Genomic DNA, 19,608 nt, shown 5'->3' with positions numbered 1-19,608 from the left:
ATGGAATATACCGGCATTTGCAATTCATACGGATACGTATGTTTGCCGTGATTCAATACAGGTACGGAGAAGAATGATGGGGATCAATCTTGAAAGCATGTCGCGAAAAGAGCTGCTGAACTTACGCGATAATGTCGAAAAGGCGCTTGTGAACGCCGAGAAACGCGAGCGTCAGGAAGCGCTGAAAGCCGCGGAAAAGGCAGCCGCCGAATTCGGATTCTCGCTGTCCGAATTGTCGGGCGATGCACCGCGCGGCGCTAAGGGGCCGAAAGCAAAGGCAAAATACCGCAACCCGGCCGCGCCGGATCAGACCTGGACCGGTCGGGGCCGCAAACCGCAATGGGTTCATGACGCATTGAAATCGGGTGCGGATATTTCCGAGTTGGAAATCTAAAACAGGGCGTGTTTCGGAATGACAATTCATATCGGCGCTGAAAAAGGTGAAATTGCGGAAACCGTTCTTTTGCCCGGTGATCCGTATCGGGCGAAATGGGCGGCGGAAACATTTCTGCAAGATGTTAAACAAGTCAATAACGTCCGCGGAATGCTCGGGTTCACCGGAAATTGGAAGGGAAACCCTGTTACCATTCAGGGCAGTGGCATGGGGATGCCGTCCCTTTCGATCTACGTAAATGAACTGATCCGCGATTACGGGGCCAAAACGCTGATCCGGATCGGCTCGTGCGGCGGCATGCAGGAAAGTGTCAATGTGCGCGACGTCATTCTTGCGATGACCTCAACCACGCTCAGCACCCCGTCGCGCGGCATCATGAAGGAGTTGAACTTCGCCCCCTGCGCCGATTGGGACCTGTTGCAGGCCGCCGCCGCAGCAGCGCAGGCCAAGGGCACACCGACCCATGTTGGCGGCATCTATTCGTCTGACGTGTTCTATGACGAACGCCCCGATCTGAATGAACAGATGGTCCGGCATGGCATTCTGGGCGTCGAAATGGAGGCCGCCGAGCTTTATATCCTCGCCGCGCGCCACAAGTGCCGGGCTTTGGCGGTTTTGACGGTCTCAGATCATCTGCTGACCGGCGAGGCGCTGCCCTCATCCGACCGCGAAAGCAGTTTTGGCGATATGGTCGAAATCGCACTGCAGACCGCCTTTCCCGAGGCGACCTGACACTCGTCGGGCAGGGCTTGCCCCTGCCCGCTCACTCTCGCTCAACAGAGTTCCGCAAACATTGCGTCGGGCTGTCCGCCCCCTCATGCTCTGCCCCGCAAAAGGTGCAGACCCACAGACCCTCTTTGCGGTGTTGCCGCCAGCGGCAATCGCGGCTGAGAGATGAGGATCGCGCGCGCCAGATAAAATAGGCGAACACTCCGGCGGCAAGAAGAAGAAGCAGAACGGGCATTTCATTTCAATGCCCATTCCAACCGGTGTTGGCAAGTTCGATATATTTCGGCTCAGGCCGCGTTTGCGTATTCAAACAGGTCCGGCTGGTCCGCCGTTTTGACCGGAACGGGCTGTGGAGTGTAATAGGCCCAGGCCTGCTCGAGCAGTTCCAGTGCCTCTTCTGCCTGCGATTTTTGTTTTGGCTGTGTTTGTCCTCATCGGAGTGATCCTGACTTGATCTCATCACTCCTCCCTGCGCTCAGATTAGGGCGTGCTTACGGGCAGCGCCTCGCATAATTTTGCAATCTGGGCATGCGCTTGCCGCAATCCGGCAAGCGCAGGGCGCGCATCAGACGGCGCGTTCGACCATCATCTTCTTGATCTCGGCAATCGCCTTGGCCGGATTCAGACCCTTGGGGCAGGTCTTGGCGCAGTTCATGATGGTGTGGCAGCGATACAGCTTGAACGGGTCTTCCAGTTCATCCAGACGCTCGCCCGTGGCCTCATCCCTGCTGTCGATGATCCAACGATAGGCATGCAGCAGCGCGGCGGGGCCAAGATAGCGGTCACCGTTCCACCAGTAGCTGGGGCACGAAGTCGAACAGCTTGCGCACATCACGCATTCATACAGGCCATCCAGCTTGCGGCGGTCCTCGATGGATTGCTTCCATTCTTTCGCCGGACGGTTGGTCTTGGTTTCCAGCCACGGCATGATGCTGGCATGTTGGGCATAGAAATGGGTCAGGTCGGGGATCAAATCTTTGACCACCGGCATATGCGGCAGCGGATAGATTTTCACGTCGCCCTTGATCTCATCCATGCCGTAGATACAGGCCAGCGTGTTGATCCCGTCGATATTCATCGCACAGGAGCCGCAGATGCCCTCGCGGCAGGACCGGCGGAAGGTCAGGGTCGGATCGACCTCGTTCTTGATCTTGATCAGCGCGTCCAGAACCATTGGGCCGCAGGTGTCCATATCGACAAAATATGTATCCACGCGCGGGTTCTGCCCATCGTCGGGGTTCCAGCGGTAAATCTGAAATTTGCGCACATTGGTTGCGCCTTCGGGCTTGGGCCAGGTCTTACCGGTGGTGATCCGGGAATTCTTGGGCAGGGTCAGTTGAACCATCTCAATTCTCCATTCAGCCTGTCCGGGCGCGTTTTGACGCGCCGCGATTGTAGTGCCCCCAATGGGCAATGTTCACATCAAAATCGGATGAGAGCCAGTCCGCGATTGCCTGCGGCGTGTCCTCATCGATGTCAAAGCGCAGGAACCGGGGGTTGCCGTCGAAATAGGCTTCGACCTCGGCGTGGTGCACGTCGTACATGTGCGCCCAGCCCCGTTTCACTTCATCCGCCGTCTGGCCGTTGGCCTTGCAGCAGCGTTCGAGATAGCCGCCATTGGCGTGATGCGCGCGGGACGCGATCCAGTCGTCGCGGTTGCGTGTGTTCAGCAGGAAATAGGCATCCGGATAGGCCTCGAGCAATTCGCGAAAGAACCGCGCGCCATCGACCATGAAGCGGCCGTTGACAAAGGCCAGATCGGCAAAGGCACGGGTCGCGCCGAACCCGTCCAGCGGTTTGCGGCCCATGGCGATATTCGTCATCATCCGCTGCGCCAGGTTATCGCCCTTGTCATCCACCCAATGCACCGACGGGATGCCGTTGGCCTGAAACAGCTTGTGGAACGAGGTCGTCGCACAGCGATTCAGGCCGATCAGCAGGATCTTCGGATCGCTTCCGGTGGGTTGCAGAACCTGAACCGTCATGAGGCGCACCCGGCAGGGCGCTGCGCGCAAAGGCCGCACGCTGTACCCGCTTGGTTATGACGCCTGCGCCCCACTGCGTCGCCCCTTAGAACGTCCGCGCCTTGGGCGCGATTTTCTTGAGGCTGATGCCGCCCTGATCCTCGGTGGTCAGCGGATCGACAATCACCGGGCGATAGCTGAGCTCGACCTTGTTGCCATCGACCCGGGACACGGTATGGACACGCCAGTTCTCATCATCCCGCTCGGTGAAATCCTCATGCGCATGGGCACCACGGGATTCCTTGCGCGCCTCGGCCCCGACGATGGTGGCCAACGCGCTTGGCATCAGGTTGGTCAGTTCCAGCGATTCCATCAGGTCGCTGTTCCAGACCAGCGAGCGGTCCGAAACCTTCAGATCGTCCATCTTGGCGGCAATCTCGGTCATCTTCTCGACCCCTTCCGCCATGGTTTTGGCGGTGCGGAACACGGCTGCGTCCTGCTGCATGGTCTTCTGCATCTCAAGCCGCAGATCGGCGGTCGGAACCGCCCCACTGGCATTGCGCACCGCGTCGAACCGATCAAAGGCCATGTCGACCGAGGCCTGATTCAGTTCCGGGTTCGGCGCGGCGGCATCAACCACCTTGCCAGCCCGGATCGCCGCCGCGCGGCCAAAGACCACAAGGTCGATCAGCGAGTTCGACCCCAGACGGTTCGCCCCATGGACCGAGGCACAACCGGCCTCACCCACAGCCATCAGGCCGGGGACCACGGCGGTCGGATCATCGGCGGTCGGGTTCAGAACCTCGCCCCAATAGTTGGTCGGGATACCGCCCATATTGTAGTGCACGGTCGGCAGAACCGGGATCGGTTCCTTGGTGACATCCACACCGGCAAACACACGGGCGGATTCCGAGATGCCCGGCAGGCGCTCGGCCAAGGCCTCGGCGGGCAGGTGGCTGAGGTTCAGGTGGATGTGATCGCCGTCGTCGCCGTGCCCACGGCCTTCGCGGATTTCCATGGTCATGGAACGCGAGACATAGTCGCGCGGCGCAAGGTCCTTGTACTGGGGCGCATAACGCTCCATGAACCGTTCGCCTTCTGCGTTGGTCAAGTATCCGCCCTCACCCCGCGCGCCTTCGGTGATCAGGCAGCCCGAGCCGTAGATGCCGGTCGGGTGGAACTGCACGAACTCCATATCCTGCAGCGCCAGTCCCGCGCGGGCCACCATGCCGCCGCCGTCGCCGGTGCAGGTATGGGCTGAGGTCGCGCTGAAATAGGCCCGGCCATAACCGCCGGTCGCCAGCACCACCATCTTGGCGTTGAAGACATGCATCGTGCCGTCGTCCAGCTTCCAGCAGACAACGCCCTGACACTGCCCGTCCTCGGACATGATCAGGTCGATGGCGAAATATTCGATATAGAACTCAGCATTGTTCTTCAGCGACTGACCATAAAGCGTGTGCAGGATCGCGTGGCCGGTCCGGTCGGCGGCGGCACAGGTACGCTGCACGGCGGGGCCTTCGCCAAACTCGGTGGTGTGGCCACCGAAGGGGCGCTGATAAATCTTGCCCTCTTCGGTCCGGCTGAACGGCACGCCATAGTGCTCCAGCTCGTAGACCGCCTTGGGGGCTTCACGCGCCAGATATTCCATCGCGTCGGTGTCACCCAGCCAGTCCGAGCCCTTGACGGTGTCATACATATGCCACTGCCAGTGATCAGGCCCCATGTTCGACAGCGACGCCGCGATGCCGCCTTGTGCGGCAACCGTGTGCGAGCGGGTCGGGAACACCTTGGTCACGCAGGCCGTGCGCAGGCCCTGTTCGGCCATGCCCAGCGTCGCCCGCAGACCGGCCCCACCGGCGCCGACCACGACCACGTCATATTCGTGTGTTTCGTATTCGTATGCAGCCATTTCTTTCAGCTCCGGGATTTAAAGGGCAATACGCGCGATGGCGAAGATGCCAGCGGCAGCCGCGCCGTAGGACAGGCAGGTGGTCAGGATGATCAGCACCTTCTCCATGGTGCCGTGCACATAATCCTCGAGCATCACCTGCGCGCCTTCGGCAAAATGTTTGAACCCGACCCCCAGCGTCAGCGCCGCGACAATCGCCGGGAAGGGGCGCGAGTAATAATCCAGCACCACGTCATAGGGCTGACCCAGAACCGGGCCGAATGTGAAGATGAACAGCGGGACAAGGATCAGCAAAGCCACCGAGCTGACCTTCATCCGCCAGAAATGAGCCGTACCCGCCTTGGCCGATCCCAGGCCCATCGCGCGTTTGCGGTCCGTCAGATAACGCATGTCAGGCCTCCTTTACGCGACGATCAGCAGGGTGAGCAGGGTCAGCACGACCGAGCCGATGACAACCGCCCAGCCCAGCTTGGTTGCTGTGGGCAGGTCCAGCCCCAAAGCGTTGTCCCAGATCAGATGACGGACGCCCGCCAGCGCGTGATACCAGATGCCCCAGACCGACAGCGCCATGACCAGATCGCCCAGAACCGAGGTGATCACCCCATTTGCAACCGCAAAGGCCTCGGGCGAGGTCGCCGCAGCGAGGAACCACCAGACGATCAGCAGCCCGGCGATGATCAGGGCGTTTCCGGTGATGCGCGTCAGGATAGATGTGACCGACGTCAGCTGTGGACGATAGATCGACAGATGCGGCGATAACGGGCGGTTGCCCCGATTGACATCGGCCATGGCGGCTCCTTTTCGGTTGGCTTCCGATGGTTTTACCGTTTTTTCCACGTCTGTCACGTGCTGCAGCTGCAAAAAGGGTTAATTTTGCCTCAAAATGGCGGAATGTCGCGCTATGTGATCACACAAAATAATCTCGTGATCACAAAACCTATTCCACCCTTTCAATGTTAGCGATTTCAACGGCGAAGCGTTGTGATCACGAATCTGCACGGCCTCATTTCAGGGCCGCGGTTTGCTGCGTCACTTCGCGCAGAAGCTTTTTTCGAATTCGCTCGGGGTAATCGTCGAATCCGGCGGCTGAAACGACAAACGCACCTTCGCCGACGATCACGTTTTCAAAGAAATAGGCGGTCAGGTCGGGCTCGCTTTCTTCGATGGCGATGGCGTTCACCGTCACGCCCCGGCTGCGCAGAAGGCTGTGAACCTGTGTTGGCTCGACCCCCTCGTTCGATATTCCGTCGCCCGAGATGTCGATCAGCAGGCGCTTGCAATCCGACACGGTGTCGAAACTGGCAATCGTGGCTTCAAGCGCTTCGCCGATCGCGGTCGAGAAATTGCGCCAGACCCTTGGGTCGGCGGCCACCTGATCCGCGAAGCTGTCCAGCGCATCGAAACTGTCGATCCGGGTCCAGGGGATCGTGATCCGCTGGCGTGACGCGCCGGTCCACTGGACCAGCATCAACCGCGCCTGCCCCCTCACCAGCGCCTCGGAAACCACCGGATCGCGCAACCCGGTGGCAAGCCCGTCCATCTGAATGCGGTACTCGTTGCTGTCGACCGAGCCCGACACATCCACCGCCAGCGCCAGTGCAAGGTCGCAGGCCCAGACGGGCGGGGCCAGAAACAAACAAACAGCAAGGGACCGAAGCAAAACCATGGGCGCAGGTTAGCACGGATGGCGCGCCCTGCCTTCCTCAGAATGTCGTGACAAGAGCGGCGAAGGTCAGAGCGGCATCAACGCCCAATAATCCAGATCCAGCAACACGTCGGGCAGGTATTTGCCATCGGCATTGCGCAGTTCAAACGGCGCTCCGCCCTTGGTCGCTACCAGCCGCAGGCGCAGCGCGCCCACGCCCGGCACATCTGTTTCGGCCTTGTCCAGAACCTCGGACCACGCCTTGATCGTATTGCCCGCAAAACACGGGTTGGCATGCGCGCCACCGTTCAGGCCCACGATCATCTGCGCATTGGCCAGACCGTTGAACGACAAGGCCCGCGCCATCGAGATCACGTGACCGCCATAGATCAACCGTCCCTCGGGGCGGAAGGTCAGGTCGAAATGCACCTTGGCGGTGTTCTGCCACAGGCGGGTGGCCAGCATATGCTCGGCCTCTTCCACGGTCACGCCATCCACATGGTCGATGGTTTCTCCGACTGCGTAATCGCTCCAGCGATGCGGCTCGCCGGACCGGGCAAAGTCGTAGGTCGTGAAATCGAGGCCCTGCGGAATGACAAGATCACTGGGGTCCAAGACCTTTTTCAACTCGGGCACCAACGTCTCGGGCGCAGGCACATCGAGGTTCGATTTGCGCACCATCACCCAGCGGACATATTCGATGACCACCTCGTCATGCTGGTTCAGCCCGCGTGTCCGCACCCAGACAACACCGGTCTTGCCATTTGAATTCTGCTTGAGGCCGATCACCTCGGAATCCGACCGCAGCGTGTCGCCTGGATAGACCGGCTTCAACCAGCGCCCCTCGGCATAGCCCAGATTGGCAACCGCATTCAGCGAGATATCGGGGACCGTTTTGCCAAATACCACATGGAACGCCGCCAGATCGTCGATGGGGCTTTGCGGCAGGCCAGAGGTCCGCGCGAACTCATCCGAGGAATAGAGTGCATGGCGCGCGGGGTAGAGCGCATTATAGAGCGCCCGTTCCCCATCGGTCACGGTGCGCGGCACCGCATGATGCAGCACCTGCCCGACAGAATAATCCTCGAAAAAGTTACCCGGATTGGTTTTTGCCATTATTGCTGTCCCAGTTTCATTTCGGGGGAATAGTCGGCTTCGACCTCTTTGGTGACAGCCTGCGCACAGCGCATCACGTTGTTGGCCGCGTCAAAGGCGTAGTCCGGGTCGCCATGAAGCTCCCATCCCTTTGCCAGCGCATCGGACACTTTGTGGCAGAAGGCCGAGGTGTCTTCCTCGGTCAGCAGACGGTAGAGTTTTGCCATGTGATTAACCCCTTACGATCCGAACGGAGACGGGCCGACCAGCCCGTGGATATAGCCGATGATGCCCAGCAGCACGATCGAGGCGACAAAGAACATCGCATCCTTGCCATAGGTGCCGGGCTCGCCGGGGGTCCAGTCGGGTTCGGATTTGTTGATTGTAACTATCTCGACGATAGCCCAGGCCAGCAGGCCGCCGAACAAGATCAACGACGCAGGATCATAGTTGACCAGCAGATGCGCAAACGCCCAGAGCGAAAACCCGAGCAACATCGGGTGTCGAAGCCCAGAAAACAGACGGCCTTTGGTGCCGGCCGGACTCATCATCCAGATCCCGATCAGGACCAGCAGATTGTTCACGTGCTTCAATCCGGGCGGAGTAACGATTGTGTCGAAAGAATCGGCAGTCCGATAACCGAAGACCATCAGCAATATCGCCGCCACCAGCGCCAGCGCGACAGCACCCTTGCCCGCATCGCCCATCGCCGCGCGGCGCTCGGGCATCACGCGTTTGAACAGATGCGCGGCCCACCAAAGCGCCACGCCAAGGATCAGAAGAACAAAGCCCATGCTGGCTTACCCCGCTTGCAAAGCTGAAATCGCCTCTGCTTTTGCCAGAATTTCGCGGGCGGTTGCAACGTGCAGGTTTTCCACGATCTTGCCATCGACAACGGCGACGCCCTGCCCCTGTGCCTCGGTCTCTTCGAAGGCGGTGATCTGACGACGGGCCAGATCGATCTCGACCTCCGAGGGGGCAAAGGCCGTGTTGGCGACATCCACCTGCGCCGGGTGGATCAGTGTCTTGCCGTCAAAGCCCATGTCGCGCCCCTGCTCACATTCGGCGGCCAGACCTTCGGCATCCTTGAAAGCGTTGTAGACCCCATCCACGATGATCAGCCCCTCGGCCTTGGCGGCCAGCAGGCACAGGCCCAGCGAGGTCATCAGCGGCAGGCGATCCGGGCGAAAGCGGGTTTGCAATTCCTTGGCCAGATCATTGGTTCCCATGACAAAGCCGGCCATCAGCGGATGCGCCGCGATCTGGGGCGCGTTCAGCATCCCGCGCGGGGTCTCCATCATCGCCCAGATCGGCAGATCACCGGTGATCGCGGCCAGTGCTTCCACATCCGCCGCCGAATTCACCTTGGGCAGCAGCACGGCATCGGCATCCATCCCGCGCACCGCTTCGGCATCCGCACGGCCCCATTCGGTGTCCAGCCCGTTGATGCGCACGATCTTGACCCGCGCTCCGTAGCCTCCGGCAGCCAGCGCCGACTTCAGCGTTTCCCGCGCATTGGCCTTTTCATCGACGGCGACGGCGTCTTCCAGATCGAAGATGATCGCATCAACCGGCAGGCTGCGGGCCTTGTCCAGCGCGCGATCTCGCGAGCCAGGGATGTAAAGAACAGAGCGATAGGGGCGTTGACGCGAGTCCACTGGCCTCTCCCATTGAAATAATGTTGCGCGAAATGGGGCATTTTTTGGCGGAAAGTTCAAGGGCAAAATCGCCGCAGCGCAGCATTTCCGGCAATTGACGCAACGTGCGCTGCCTTAACGCGATTTCGGCCTGCGGATTGCACCCTGACTGGCAGATGGAATCGAATAGGGGTGAGCGATGAAGAACACGCTTCTGAACATGACGATCGGGCTGGGTATCATGGTGCTGGCGGCGCAACTGGTCAGCGCACAGAACTGCGCGCCACGGGCAGATGTGGTGCAGCGGCTGGCCGAGACCTATGGCGAAACGCGCCGCAGCATCGGCATCGCGCGGCAGGGCGCGGTGATGGAGGTCTATGCCTCGGACAAAACCGGCAGCTGGACCATCACCGTGACTTTGCCTGAAGGTGTGACCTGCCTGATCGCCTCGGGCCAGTCGTTTGAGGCCTTGGCCGACGCTCTGCCGCCCAACGCCTAGGTCAGCGCATCCCAGATCAGTTTGCTGCCCGTCAGGGTCAGCAGCACGTAGGCGATGCCAAAGAACAGGCGTTCGGACAGCATGAAGTGTGCCCGAACGCCAAGCCATGCCCCCAGGATGGCGAACGGGGTCAACAGCAGATCGGCCAGCGCCGTGTGCCATGTGAACAGGCCCAAATAGGCGAAGGGCACGAATTTCACCGCGTTGATCACCCAGAAGACCAGCACTGTGCTGGCCTGGTATTCCGTCTTCGACAGGCGCTGCGACAGCAGATAGACGGCGGCAGGTGGCCCGCCCGCATGGCTGACGAAGCTGGTAAACCCGGCGATCAGCCCTGCAAACAGCCCCGCCGAGGGCGGCAGACGATTGGCGAACCCGCGAATCCAACCCTTGGACTGAGCGACGTGCCAGATCACGAATCCAACCGAAATGCCTCCGATCAGCAAACGCAGCAGATCGTCATCGGTCGCGCGATACAGCCACGCGCCCAACGCCACACCGGGCACTGCACCCAGGATCAAAAGGCGTGCATCCGGCCAGCTCCAGCGTTTCCAGTAAGGCCGCAGCGTTGCCACGTCGATCACCATCAGGATCGGCAACATCAGCGCCAGCGCCTGTCCGGGCGTCAGGATCAGCGCCAGAATCGACGAGGACGCAAAGGCGACACCGGACCCGAAACCGCCCTTGGATATCCCCGCAAAAATCACCGCCGGGATCGCCACGGCAAAAAACATCAGGTTCAGTTCGAACATCGGGCGTCCCGTCAATCGGCGTGTGTCACAGGCGGTTTAGCGCAATCAGCGCGGGTCGCGCAAACGGTATGCGGTTGTATGCCACGCCGCAGCAGGCTTGCGCGGCGCCCGATTTACGACTAGCAAAACCGCGATTTCAAAACCCATCGGAGATATTCCAAATGGCCAGACCCAAGATCGCGCTGATCGGCGCAGGTCAGATCGGCGGCACGCTCGCCCACCTCGCAGCAATGAAAGAACTTGGTGACGTTGTCCTGTTCGACATCGCCGAAGGCACCCCGGAAGGCAAGGCGCTGGACATTGCGGAATCCGGTCCGTCAGAGGGCTTTGACGCCAAGCTGAAGGGCACCCAGTCCTATGAGGATATCGCCGGGGCCGATGTCTGCATCGTGACCGCCGGTGTGCCGCGCAAACCGGGCATGAGCCGCGACGACCTGCTGGGCATCAACCTGAAGGTCATGAAATCGGTCGGCGAAGGCATCGCCGCCAACGCACCCGACGCCTTTGTCATCTGCATCACCAACCCGCTGGACGCGATGGTCTGGGCCCTGCGCGAATTCTCGGGTCTGCCGCACAACAAGGTCTGCGGCATGGCGGGCGTTCTGGACTCGGGCCGTTTTGCGCATTTCCTGTCGGAAGAGTTCAACGTCTCGATGCGCGATGTCACCGCCTTTGTTCTGGGCGGCCATGGCGACACGATGGTACCGTCGGTGCGCTATTCGACCGTTGCAGGCATCCCGCTGCCAGATCTGGTCGAGATGGGCTGGACCACGCAGGAGAAACTGGACGCCATCGTTCAGCGCACCCGCGACGGCGGTGCCGAGATCGTCGGTCTGCTGAAAACCGGTTCTGCCTTTTATGCGCCTGCCACTTCGGCGATCGAAATGGCCGAGGCTTATCTGAAAGACCAGAAGCGCGTTCTGCCCTGCGCCGCCTATTGCGATGGAGAGCTGGGGGTTGAGGGCATGTATGTCGGTGTCCCCACTGTCATCGGCGCTGGCGGTGTCGAGCGGGTCGTCAACATCAAGCTGAACGAAGAAGAGCAGGCCGGTTTCGACAACTCGGTCAACGCTGTCAAAGGCCTGATCGAGGCGTGCAAGGGCATCGACAGCTCGCTGGGCTGAGGCACTCAGTCATGGATTTTCAAACCGGCCCAAACCTGGGCCGGTTTTCTTTTGCGGCCACCGGATCGGGTCACAAATGTTGGCGCAAACGTCGCAAACGCCTTTATTGAATGTGTTTTCCGGCAGGGCCAGCCAGAGCACGAATCATTTCAAGCACTGCATTTTCTTTTGTGATCACACCCAAAAAACCTGTGATCACAAATATGGAAAATCTTCGCGAAAAACCTCTTCCCTGTCAAAAAACCCTTTAAACTTGATCCTTAGACACGCCTATAACGGATCAATCGTAGTCAGACGGGACATATTTCGATGAACATTCACGAATATCAGGCCAAAGCGCTTCTTCGCAGCTATGGCGCTCCGGTCTCCGACGGCCGCGCCGTGTTGCGCGCCGAGGAAGCCAAAACCGCAGCCGGTGAACTGGACGGGCCCCTGTGGGTCGTCAAGGCGCAAATCCACGCAGGTGGGCGCGGCAAGGGGTCGTTCAAGGAAAGCGATGCCGGTGAAAAGGGCGGTGTCCGTCTGACCAAATCGGTGGAAGAAGCCGCCGAGGAAGCCAAGAAGATGCTGGGCCGCACGCTGGTCACCCATCAGACCGGCCCGGCGGGCAAGCAGGTCAACCGCATCTATATCGAGGCCGGTTCGGGCATCGAGACCGAGATGTATCTGGCCCTGCTGGTGGATCGCCAGACCAGCCGGATTTCCTTTGTCTGCTCGACCGAAGGCGGCATGGATATCGAAGAGGTGGCCGCCGCCACGCCCGAGAAAATCCTGTCCTTCTCGGTGGACCCCGCCACCGGCTATCAGCCCTATCACGGCCGCCGCATCGCCTTTTCGCTGGGTCTGCAGGGTGCGCAGGTCAAGCAATGCGTCAAGCTGATGAACCAGCTCTACAACGCCTTCGTCGAGAAGGATATGGAGATGCTGGAAATCAACCCGCTGATCGTATCGGACAGCGGCGACTTGAAAGTGCTGGACGCCAAGGTCGGCTTTGACGGCAACGCGGTCTACCGCCACCCCGATATCGCCGAACTGCGCGACACGACCGAGGAAGACCCCAAGGAACTGGAAGCCAGCAAATACGACCTCAACTACATCGCGCTGGATGGTGAGATCGGCTGTATGGTGAACGGCGCCGGTCTGGCGATGGCGACGATGGACATCATCAAGCTCTATGGGGCCGAGCCCGCCAACTTCCTCGACGTGGGCGGCGGCGCCACCAAAGAGAAAGTGACCGAGGCGTTCAAGATCATCACCTCGGACCCCAACGTCAAAGGCATTCTGGTCAACATCTTCGGCGGCATCATGCGCTGTGACGTCATCGCCGAGGGCGTCGTCGCCGCTGTGAAAGAGGTCGGCCTGCAGGTTCCGCTGGTCGTGCGTCTGGAAGGTACCAATGTCGAGAAGGGCAAAGAGATCATCAACACCTCGGGCCTGGACGTGATCGCAGCGGACAACCTGAAAGACGGTGCGGAGAAGATCGTGAAGGCGGTTAAGGGATGATCTCGCCCGGAATTCCAGGCGACCGAGAGTGCAGTCGTTACAAGGCGTCGCGCTTGACGTCTTGGGCGTTCGCAATCGGAATGGGTTTCACCATTTCACTGCCACACCCGGCAAACGCACAATCAGTCGCCCAGAATTTCGTTGTCGAAGAATGGAGCCGTTTTCTGCAGGAATGCGGCCCCTATTTTGCGCTAACTCGGGTGGAGTACAAAAAGCTGATCGATACGATCAGCCAGACGTATCAGACGACCGACGACGGTAGCCTTCTGCACTGGGTGTATGAAGACCCGGCTTTGTCTCTGTGGAAAGCGGTTCAAATAACCTACGGTCCTTCAGGGTATCAAATCGACTGCGAGATGAATCAATTCCGATCTCCTCCAACCAATCCGGGAGAGATTGGCGTCGCTTTGACGGCCATGGTGGAACAAACACCCGAACTTAACATGGTTGGTGGCAAACAGGTCGAAAAGTCAGGTGGAAACACGCTGAGCGAAAACGGTGTCCACTATTCGGTCTTCGGAGCGCTCCCCGGATTGCCCTATCCGATCGATATCAACGTCACGGACGAAGTGTTCAGCTTCTACGCTGCCGCATTCATTCCAGAGACCGAGTGATGATACGGTTGGCGCTCATATCTCTTCTGGCTCTGGCACAACCCGTCCTCGCGCAGCAAAACGACCCCATGCGCGATGCGGCGCGGGCCAATGTTCTGGGCCTGACCTACTGGTGCGTCGAGGTGATGTTTCGCAGGGCCAGCGCGGCGCAGGCTTTTCCCGCCGCCGGTTTCACTTATCGCGTGGTCGACCGCGGGGTGAATCAATCCGGCCTTCGTCGGGGCCAGTCGCACTACTTTGACGCCCCTGCGAATACCGCCCATGCCGAGGTTGACGCGACGAACCGGCCTGCGGGGCTGTGCACGGTCTACACCCGGCTGCTGAACCAGCCCGAGGTCGAAGCGACCGTGGGCAGCACGCTCCGTCAGTACTATCCAACAGTTGAACAGCGCGGTCCGGGAAGCTGGTCCGTCCGCTCAGGCGGCAGTCTGCCGCTGCTCATCGATATCTACACCATTGGCAATAATCACCGATATGAATCACCGGGCACAGTTCAGGTCTCGATGACCTATCCCGGCTAGCAGGAAAGAAGGAATTCCAGATGGCAGTCCTCATCGACGAAAATACCAAAGTGATCTGTCAGGGCTTTACCGGCTCGCAGGGCACATTTCACAGCGAACAGGCCATCGCCTATGGCACCAAGATGGTCGGCGGCGTGACCCCCGGCAAAGGCGGGATGACCCATCTTGACCTGCCCGTGTTCAACTCGGTCCACGAGGCCAAGCATGTGACCGAAGCCAACGCCAGCGTGATCTATGTTCCGCCGCCCTTCGCGGCGGACTCGATCCTCGAAGCAATCGATGCCGAGATGGAGGTGATCGTCTGCATCACCGAAGGCATCCCGGTTCTGGACATGATGAAGGTGAAGCGCGCGCTGGAAGGCTCGAACTCGCGCCTGATCGGCCCGAACTGCCCCGGTGTTATCACGCCCGATGCCTGCAAGATCGGCATCATGCCCGGCCATATCCACAAACGCGGCTCGGTCGGTGTTGTGTCCCGTTCGGGCACGCTGACCTATGAGGCCGTCAAGCAGACCACCGATGTGGGTCTGGGCCAGTCCACCTGCGTCGGCATCGGCGGCGACCCGATCAAAGGGACCGAGCATATCGACGTGCTGGAATGGTTCCTGGCCGATGACGAGACCCACTCGATCATCATGATCGGTGAGATCGGTGGCTCAGCCGAAGAAGAAGCCGCGCAGTTCCTGGCGGATGAGGCCAAGAAGGGCCGCAAGAAGCCGACCGCCGGCTTCATCGCAGGCCGCACCGCCCCTCCGGGCCGCCGCATGGGCCACGCGGGCGCGATTGTCGCTGGCGGTAAGGGCGGTGCCGAGGACAAGATCGAAGCCATGCGCAGTGCCGGTATCGTCGTGGCCGAAAGCCCGGCGCAGCTGGGTGAGGCTGTGCTGGAAGCGATTGGGTAAGATGTTCAAGGACCGGGACATAGCTCTGAGGGCAGCGCCCGGCCGCGGGTGGGCGCAATGCGCCCGCCCATGGGGGCGGCCGGGCGCTGCCCGGCGGTGCCGCCGGACGGGTGCAGTATTCGTCGCGCTAAGTACTCTGTACAGCTCCGTATATGCATCCGGTGAACCGGAAACCGTCCGCGATGTATTGAGCCTGTGTTCTGACCTCGGAAACAACGTTGCGGCGGTTGATGACGAGTTGAAAAATCTCGGCTGGCAGGCTGGTGATGCACCGCAAACGAGTTTGAACGTGCTGTTCTGGTCGTTGTTTGCGCGGGACTTCACTGTCTTTGGCGATGAAGCCCTCGAGCTAATGGCAAATAGCGACGACCTTGGCACGCAGCTTGGTTATTTGATTGTAAATGCTGACTTCATGGCCGCCTCAATTCTGGGCAACTCTGCGCTGCCTCCGAACCAGCCCGCATATAGCAAAGGCGAGTACCAACTGGCAGTTCTCGGCGTAAGCCTAGGTAAGGGTAATTGTATCATGGCGGGACCCAGCACCATCCTTGACGCCGTAACACAGTTCGACAGTTTTGCAGAAAAATGGCCCGAGGACATGCCAAAGAGTAATCGGGACGGCGTGACAGCCTTGTTTGGAACGGCGGGCAACGCAAAGATCTTTGCCGCCAATATGGACGAACCGACACTCAGAACGCTCTATTCGTCGACGACAATCGAGCTCCCCGAATCCAGAAGAACATTCGATCCGCAAATCTTCGATGCTCTGCCACCGGCAGTCATCAGTATCTCTCCCACTAAGCCTCAGTGAGGTAACCCCATGACCTTCTCTGACGCCATCCGCACCTGTTTCTCGAAATTCTTCACCTTCTCAGGGAGAGCCTCGCGGCCGGAATACTGGTTCTTTTTCCTGTTCATCGTGATCTGGAACATCATCGCCGGGATCATCGATGCGCAGTTCTTTACGCAGGTCTCTGAGACGCAAACCGATGAGGTCAAGTCCGTCACCGCCACGTCCCGCCAACCGGTGCAAAGCATCGTGACCCTAATCGTGTTCATCCCGCATCTGGCCGTCGCGTGGCGGCGGATGCATGATACCGGGCGCAGCGGGCTTTACGCCTTGCTGCCGATCCTGCTGATCGTCGGGGCCGCTGCCGTGCTGGTCTTTGGCATCGGCCTTGCGTCCAGCTTCCAGCATGGCGGCAGTTTGGACATTCTGTTCACCCGTGCCACTCTGCTCATTGTCATTCCGACACTGCTTGTCTTGTTTGTGTCGCCCCTCCTGGTTCTGTGGTGGCTTGCCCGCCCCAGCCAGCCAGGCACCAACCAATACGGTCCCAACCCATATGAGGTAGCCCAATGACCGAACACTCGCCCAACTCTGCCTTTCATGCCTCAAGCTTCATGCAGGGGCACAATGCCGAATATCTGGAACAGCTTTATGCCCAATACACGCGGGATCCGGGCGCGGTCGATGCCGCCTGGGGTGAGTTCTTCCGGGCCATGGGCGACGCCGTGCCGGATATCCAGCGCGAGGCGGACGGGCCATCCTGGGCGCGCACCGACTGGCCGCCAATGCCGGCAGATGATCTGACCGGCGCGCTGACCGGCGAATGGGCCGAGATCGACGCCAAGGCGGCAGGCAAGAAGATCAAGGAAAAGGCCGTGGATACCGGCGTGAAGGTCAGCGAAGACCAGATCAAGCGCGCTGTGCTTGACAGTCTGCGGGCGCTCATGCTGATCCGGGCCTATCGCATCCGGGGCCATCTGGCCGCCAATCTGGACCCGCTGGGCATGCGCGCGGCCAGCACCAGCCCCGAGTTGGACCCCAGAACCTACGGGTTCACCGATGCCGACATGGATCGCCCGATCTTCATCGACAACGTGCTGGGGCTGCAGGTCGCCAGCATGCGGCAGATCGTCGAGATCGTGAAACGGACCTATTGCGGCACCTTTGCGCTGCAATACATGCATATCTCGGACCCGGAACAGGCCGCCTGGCTGAAGGAACGGATCGAAGGTTACGGCAAGGAAATCGCCTTTACCAAGGAAGGCCGCAAAGCGATCCTGAACAAGATGGTCGAGGCCGAGGGATTCGAGAAATTCCTGCATGTCAAATACATGGGCACCAAGCGCTTCGGTCTGGACGGCGGCGAAAGCCTGATCCCGGCGATGGAGCAGATCATCAAGCGCGGCGGCGCTTTGGGGATCAGGGATATCGTGATCGGCATGCCGCACCGGGGGCGTCTGAACATCCTCGCCAACGTGATGCGCAAGCCTTACCGCGCCATCTTCAACGAGTTTCAGGGCGGCAGCTTCAAGCCCGAGGATGTGGATGGCTCAGGCGATGTGAAGTATCACCTGGGCGCGTCCAGTGACCGCGAGTTCGACGGCAACGCGGTCCACCTGTCGCTGACCGCGAACCCCAGCCACCTCGAGGCGGTGAACCCGGTCGTGCTGGGCAAGGTCCGCGCCAAGCAGGATCAGTTGAAGGATGATGACCGCACTGCCGTGATGGGCATCCTGCTGCATGGCGACGCGGCGTTTGCCGGTCAGGGCGTTGTGGCCGAAGGCTTCGGCCTGTCCGGCCTGCGCGGCCACAAGACCGGCGGCACCATGCATATCGTGGTCAACAACCAGATCGGCTTTACCACCGCGCCGCATTTCAGCCGCTCAAGCCCCTATCCCACCGATATCGCGCTGATGGTCGAAGCGCCGATCTTCCACGTCAACGGCGACGACCCCGAGGCGGTGGTCCACGCCGCCAAGGTGGCGACCGAGTTCCGCCAGAAGTTCCACAAGGACGTGGTCATCGACATCTTCTGCTATCGCCGGTTTGGCCATAACGAGGGCGATGAGCCCATGTTCACCAACCCGATCATGTACAAGAAGATCAAGACCCATAAGACCACGCTGAGCCTCTATACCGAGCGGCTGGTCAAGGACGGTCTGATCCCCGAGGGCGAAATCGAAGACATGAAAGCCGCCTTCCAGGCCCATCTGAACGATGAGTTCGAGGCCGGGAAGGACTTCAAGCCCAACAAGGCCGACTGGCTGGACGGGCGCTGGTCGCACATGGACAAGAGCAAAGAGGAATATGTGCGCGGCGAAACCGCCATCTCGCCGGATACCATGGCCGAGGTCGGCAACGCCCTGACCCATGCGCCCGACGACATCGCGGTGCACAAGACGGTGGCCCGCCTGCTGGACCACAAGAAGCAGATGTTCGACTCCGGCAAAGGCTTCGACTGGGCAACGGGTGAGGCGCTGGCCTTTGGCTCGCTGCTGACCGAGGGCTATCCGGTGCGCCTGTCCGGTCAGGACGCAACGCGCGGGACATTCTCGCAGCGCCACTCGGGGTTTGTGCATCAGGACACCGAGGATCGCTACTACCCGCTGAACAACATCCGCAAGGGCCAGTCGAAATACGAAGTGATCGACTCGATGCTGTCGGAATATGCGGTGCTGGGGTTCGAATATGGCTACTCGCTGGCGGAACCAAACGCCCTGACCCTGTGGGAGGCGCAGTTCGGCGATTTTGCCAATGGCGCGCAGATCATGTTCGACCAGTTCATCAGCTCGGGCGAAAGCAAATGGCTGCGCATGTCCGGTCTGGTCTGCCTGCTGCCGCACGGGTTCGAAGGGCAGGGCCCGGAACACTCATCCGCGCGGCTGGAACGGTTCCTGCAGATGTGCGGTCAGGACAACTGGATCGTGGCGAACTGCACGACGCCTGCGAACTATTTCCACATCCTGCGCCGCCAGTTGCACCGCACCTTCCGCAAGCCGCTGATCCTGGTGACGCCGAAATCGCTGTTGCGGCACAAGCTGGCGGTCAGCACGGCGGATCAGTTCACCACCGGCTCCAGCTTCCACCGGGTGCTGTGGGATGACGCGCAGCACGGAAACTCGGACACCAAACTGGTCAAGGACGACAAGATCAAGCGGGTCGTCCTGTGCTCGGGCAAGGTCTATTACGACCTGCTGGAAGAACGCGACGCGCGCGGGATTGATGACGTCTACCTGATGCGAATCGAGCAATACTACCCCTTCCCCGCGCATTCGCTGATCAACGAGCTTGAGCGCTTCAAAGGGGCCGAGATTGTCTGGTGTCAGGAAGAGCCCAAGAACCAGGGGGCCTGGACCTTTATCGAGCCGAATATCGAATGGGTCCTGACCCGCATCAAGGCCAAACACACAAGGCCCGTTTATGTCGGCCGCGCCACCTCGGCCTCGCCCGCGACGGGTCTGGCCAGCCAACACAAAGCCCAACAAGAAGCGCTGGTGAACGAAGCGCTGAGCATTGAAGGAAAGTAA

Annotated in this window: 22 protein-coding genes; 11 read left to right on the top strand and 11 right to left on the bottom strand. The window is 60.3% G+C overall.

Annotated features, from left to right (window positions below):
* Positions 1-76: 76 nt before the first annotated feature.
* Complete coding sequence (locus tag ACR0EZ_RS14635; protein WP_480614236.1) at positions 77-394, top strand: H-NS histone family protein; 318 nt, start codon at positions 77-79, stop codon at positions 392-394.
* An 18-nt stretch (positions 395-412) separates the two neighbouring features.
* On the top strand, positions 413-1,126 hold the full coding sequence (deoD, locus tag ACR0EZ_RS14630) for a purine-nucleoside phosphorylase (protein ID WP_480614234.1): 714 nt from the start codon (positions 413-415) through the stop codon (positions 1,124-1,126).
* Between the two features lie 562 nt (positions 1,127-1,688).
* On the opposite strand, the gene ACR0EZ_RS14625 is transcribed toward deoD, so the two are convergent.
* From ACR0EZ_RS14625 to ACR0EZ_RS14580, 10 genes are all read right to left on the bottom strand, one after another.
* The gene (locus ACR0EZ_RS14625) at positions 1,689-2,468 is read right to left on the bottom strand and encodes a succinate dehydrogenase iron-sulfur subunit (protein ID WP_480614232.1); all 780 of its coding nucleotides are present in this window, start codon (positions 2,466-2,468) and stop codon (positions 1,689-1,691) included.
* A gap of 13 nt (positions 2,469-2,481) precedes the next feature.
* Positions 2,482-3,108: a sulfotransferase gene (locus ACR0EZ_RS14620; protein ID WP_480614230.1), complete on the bottom strand. Its 627-nt coding sequence runs from the start codon at positions 3,106-3,108 to the stop codon at positions 2,482-2,484.
* An 85-nt stretch (positions 3,109-3,193) separates the two neighbouring features.
* Positions 3,194-4,999: a succinate dehydrogenase flavoprotein subunit gene (gene sdhA / locus ACR0EZ_RS14615; RefSeq protein ID WP_480614227.1), complete on the bottom strand. Its 1,806-nt coding sequence runs from the start codon at positions 4,997-4,999 to the stop codon at positions 3,194-3,196.
* Positions 5,000-5,017: 18 nt separating this feature from the next.
* Positions 5,018-5,389 carry a succinate dehydrogenase, hydrophobic membrane anchor protein gene (gene sdhD / locus ACR0EZ_RS14610; RefSeq protein ID WP_480614225.1) on the bottom strand — a complete coding sequence of 124 codons (372 nt, stop codon included), beginning with the start codon at positions 5,387-5,389 and terminating at the stop codon, positions 5,018-5,020.
* A 12-nt stretch (positions 5,390-5,401) separates the two neighbouring features.
* The gene (sdhC, locus tag ACR0EZ_RS14605; protein ID WP_480614223.1) at positions 5,402-5,788 is read right to left on the bottom strand and encodes a succinate dehydrogenase, cytochrome b556 subunit; all 387 of its coding nucleotides are present in this window, start codon (positions 5,786-5,788) and stop codon (positions 5,402-5,404) included.
* Positions 5,789-6,002: 214 nt separating this feature from the next.
* On the bottom strand, positions 6,003-6,665 hold the full coding sequence (locus tag ACR0EZ_RS14600; RefSeq protein ID WP_480614221.1) for a DUF1194 domain-containing protein: 663 nt from the start codon (positions 6,663-6,665) through the stop codon (positions 6,003-6,005).
* Positions 6,666-6,731: 66 nt separating this feature from the next.
* A complete protein-coding gene (locus tag ACR0EZ_RS14595; protein WP_480614219.1) occupies positions 6,732-7,760 on the bottom strand; it encodes a MaoC family dehydratase in 1,029 nt (342 codons plus the stop codon).
* On the bottom strand, positions 7,760-7,966 hold the full coding sequence (locus ACR0EZ_RS14590) for a DUF1737 domain-containing protein (RefSeq protein ID WP_480614217.1): 207 nt from the start codon (positions 7,964-7,966) through the stop codon (positions 7,760-7,762). The genes ACR0EZ_RS14595 and ACR0EZ_RS14590 overlap by 1 nt, the downstream gene beginning before the upstream one ends.
* Before the next feature lie 12 nt (positions 7,967-7,978).
* Complete coding sequence (locus tag ACR0EZ_RS14585) at positions 7,979-8,533, bottom strand: NnrU family protein (RefSeq protein ID WP_480614215.1); 555 nt, start codon at positions 8,531-8,533, stop codon at positions 7,979-7,981.
* A 6-nt stretch (positions 8,534-8,539) separates the two neighbouring features.
* Positions 8,540-9,397 (bottom strand): HpcH/HpaI aldolase/citrate lyase family protein, encoded by an 858-nt coding sequence (locus tag ACR0EZ_RS14580; RefSeq protein ID WP_480614213.1) that lies wholly within the window; start codon positions 9,395-9,397, stop codon positions 8,540-8,542.
* Positions 9,398-9,575: 178 nt separating this feature from the next.
* On the opposite strand from ACR0EZ_RS14580, the gene ACR0EZ_RS14575 reads away from it, so the two are divergent.
* Positions 9,576-9,875 carry a hypothetical protein gene (locus ACR0EZ_RS14575; protein ID WP_480614211.1) on the top strand — a complete coding sequence of 100 codons (300 nt, stop codon included), beginning with the start codon at positions 9,576-9,578 and terminating at the stop codon, positions 9,873-9,875.
* Here ACR0EZ_RS14575 and ACR0EZ_RS14570 read toward each other — a convergent pair.
* Complete coding sequence (locus tag ACR0EZ_RS14570) at positions 9,872-10,627, bottom strand: sulfite exporter TauE/SafE family protein (protein WP_480614209.1); 756 nt, start codon at positions 10,625-10,627, stop codon at positions 9,872-9,874. The genes ACR0EZ_RS14575 and ACR0EZ_RS14570 overlap by 4 nt on opposite strands.
* A 161-nt stretch (positions 10,628-10,788) precedes the next feature.
* Here ACR0EZ_RS14570 and mdh point away from each other — a divergent pair, with 161 nt between their 5' ends.
* From mdh to ACR0EZ_RS14530, 8 genes are all read left to right on the top strand, one after another.
* Positions 10,789-11,751 carry a malate dehydrogenase gene (gene mdh / locus ACR0EZ_RS14565; RefSeq protein WP_480614207.1) on the top strand — a complete coding sequence of 321 codons (963 nt, stop codon included), beginning with the start codon at positions 10,789-10,791 and terminating at the stop codon, positions 11,749-11,751.
* 309 nt (positions 11,752-12,060) lie between these two features.
* Positions 12,061-13,254: an ADP-forming succinate--CoA ligase subunit beta gene (gene sucC / locus ACR0EZ_RS14560; protein ID WP_480614205.1), complete on the top strand. Its 1,194-nt coding sequence runs from the start codon at positions 12,061-12,063 to the stop codon at positions 13,252-13,254.
* 80 nt (positions 13,255-13,334) lie between these two features.
* Positions 13,335-13,868: a hypothetical protein gene (locus tag ACR0EZ_RS14555; protein ID WP_480614203.1), complete on the top strand. Its 534-nt coding sequence runs from the start codon at positions 13,335-13,337 to the stop codon at positions 13,866-13,868.
* Positions 13,868-14,389 (top strand): hypothetical protein, encoded by a 522-nt coding sequence (locus ACR0EZ_RS14550; RefSeq protein WP_480614201.1) that lies wholly within the window; start codon positions 13,868-13,870, stop codon positions 14,387-14,389. Before ACR0EZ_RS14555 ends, ACR0EZ_RS14550 begins: the two co-directional genes overlap by 1 nt.
* Positions 14,390-14,409: 20 nt before the next feature.
* Positions 14,410-15,291 (top strand): succinate--CoA ligase subunit alpha, encoded by an 882-nt coding sequence (sucD, locus tag ACR0EZ_RS14545; RefSeq protein ID WP_170544616.1) that lies wholly within the window; start codon positions 14,410-14,412, stop codon positions 15,289-15,291.
* A gap of 187 nt (positions 15,292-15,478) precedes the next feature.
* Positions 15,479-16,102, top strand: coding sequence for a hypothetical protein (locus ACR0EZ_RS14540; RefSeq protein ID WP_480614199.1), 624 nt, complete (start codon positions 15,479-15,481; stop codon positions 16,100-16,102).
* A gap of 9 nt (positions 16,103-16,111) precedes the next feature.
* Complete coding sequence (locus tag ACR0EZ_RS14535; RefSeq protein WP_480614197.1) at positions 16,112-16,654, top strand: DUF805 domain-containing protein; 543 nt, start codon at positions 16,112-16,114, stop codon at positions 16,652-16,654.
* Entirely contained in the window at positions 16,651-19,608 is a 2,958-nt protein-coding gene (locus tag ACR0EZ_RS14530; RefSeq protein ID WP_480614195.1) for a 2-oxoglutarate dehydrogenase E1 component, read from the top strand. Before ACR0EZ_RS14535 ends, ACR0EZ_RS14530 begins: the two co-directional genes overlap by 4 nt.

Source organism: Ruegeria sp. AK4, assembly GCF_056541025.1.
Note: the sequence above shows the minus strand (reverse complement) of the source record. Positions and strands in the feature narration are given on the sequence as shown.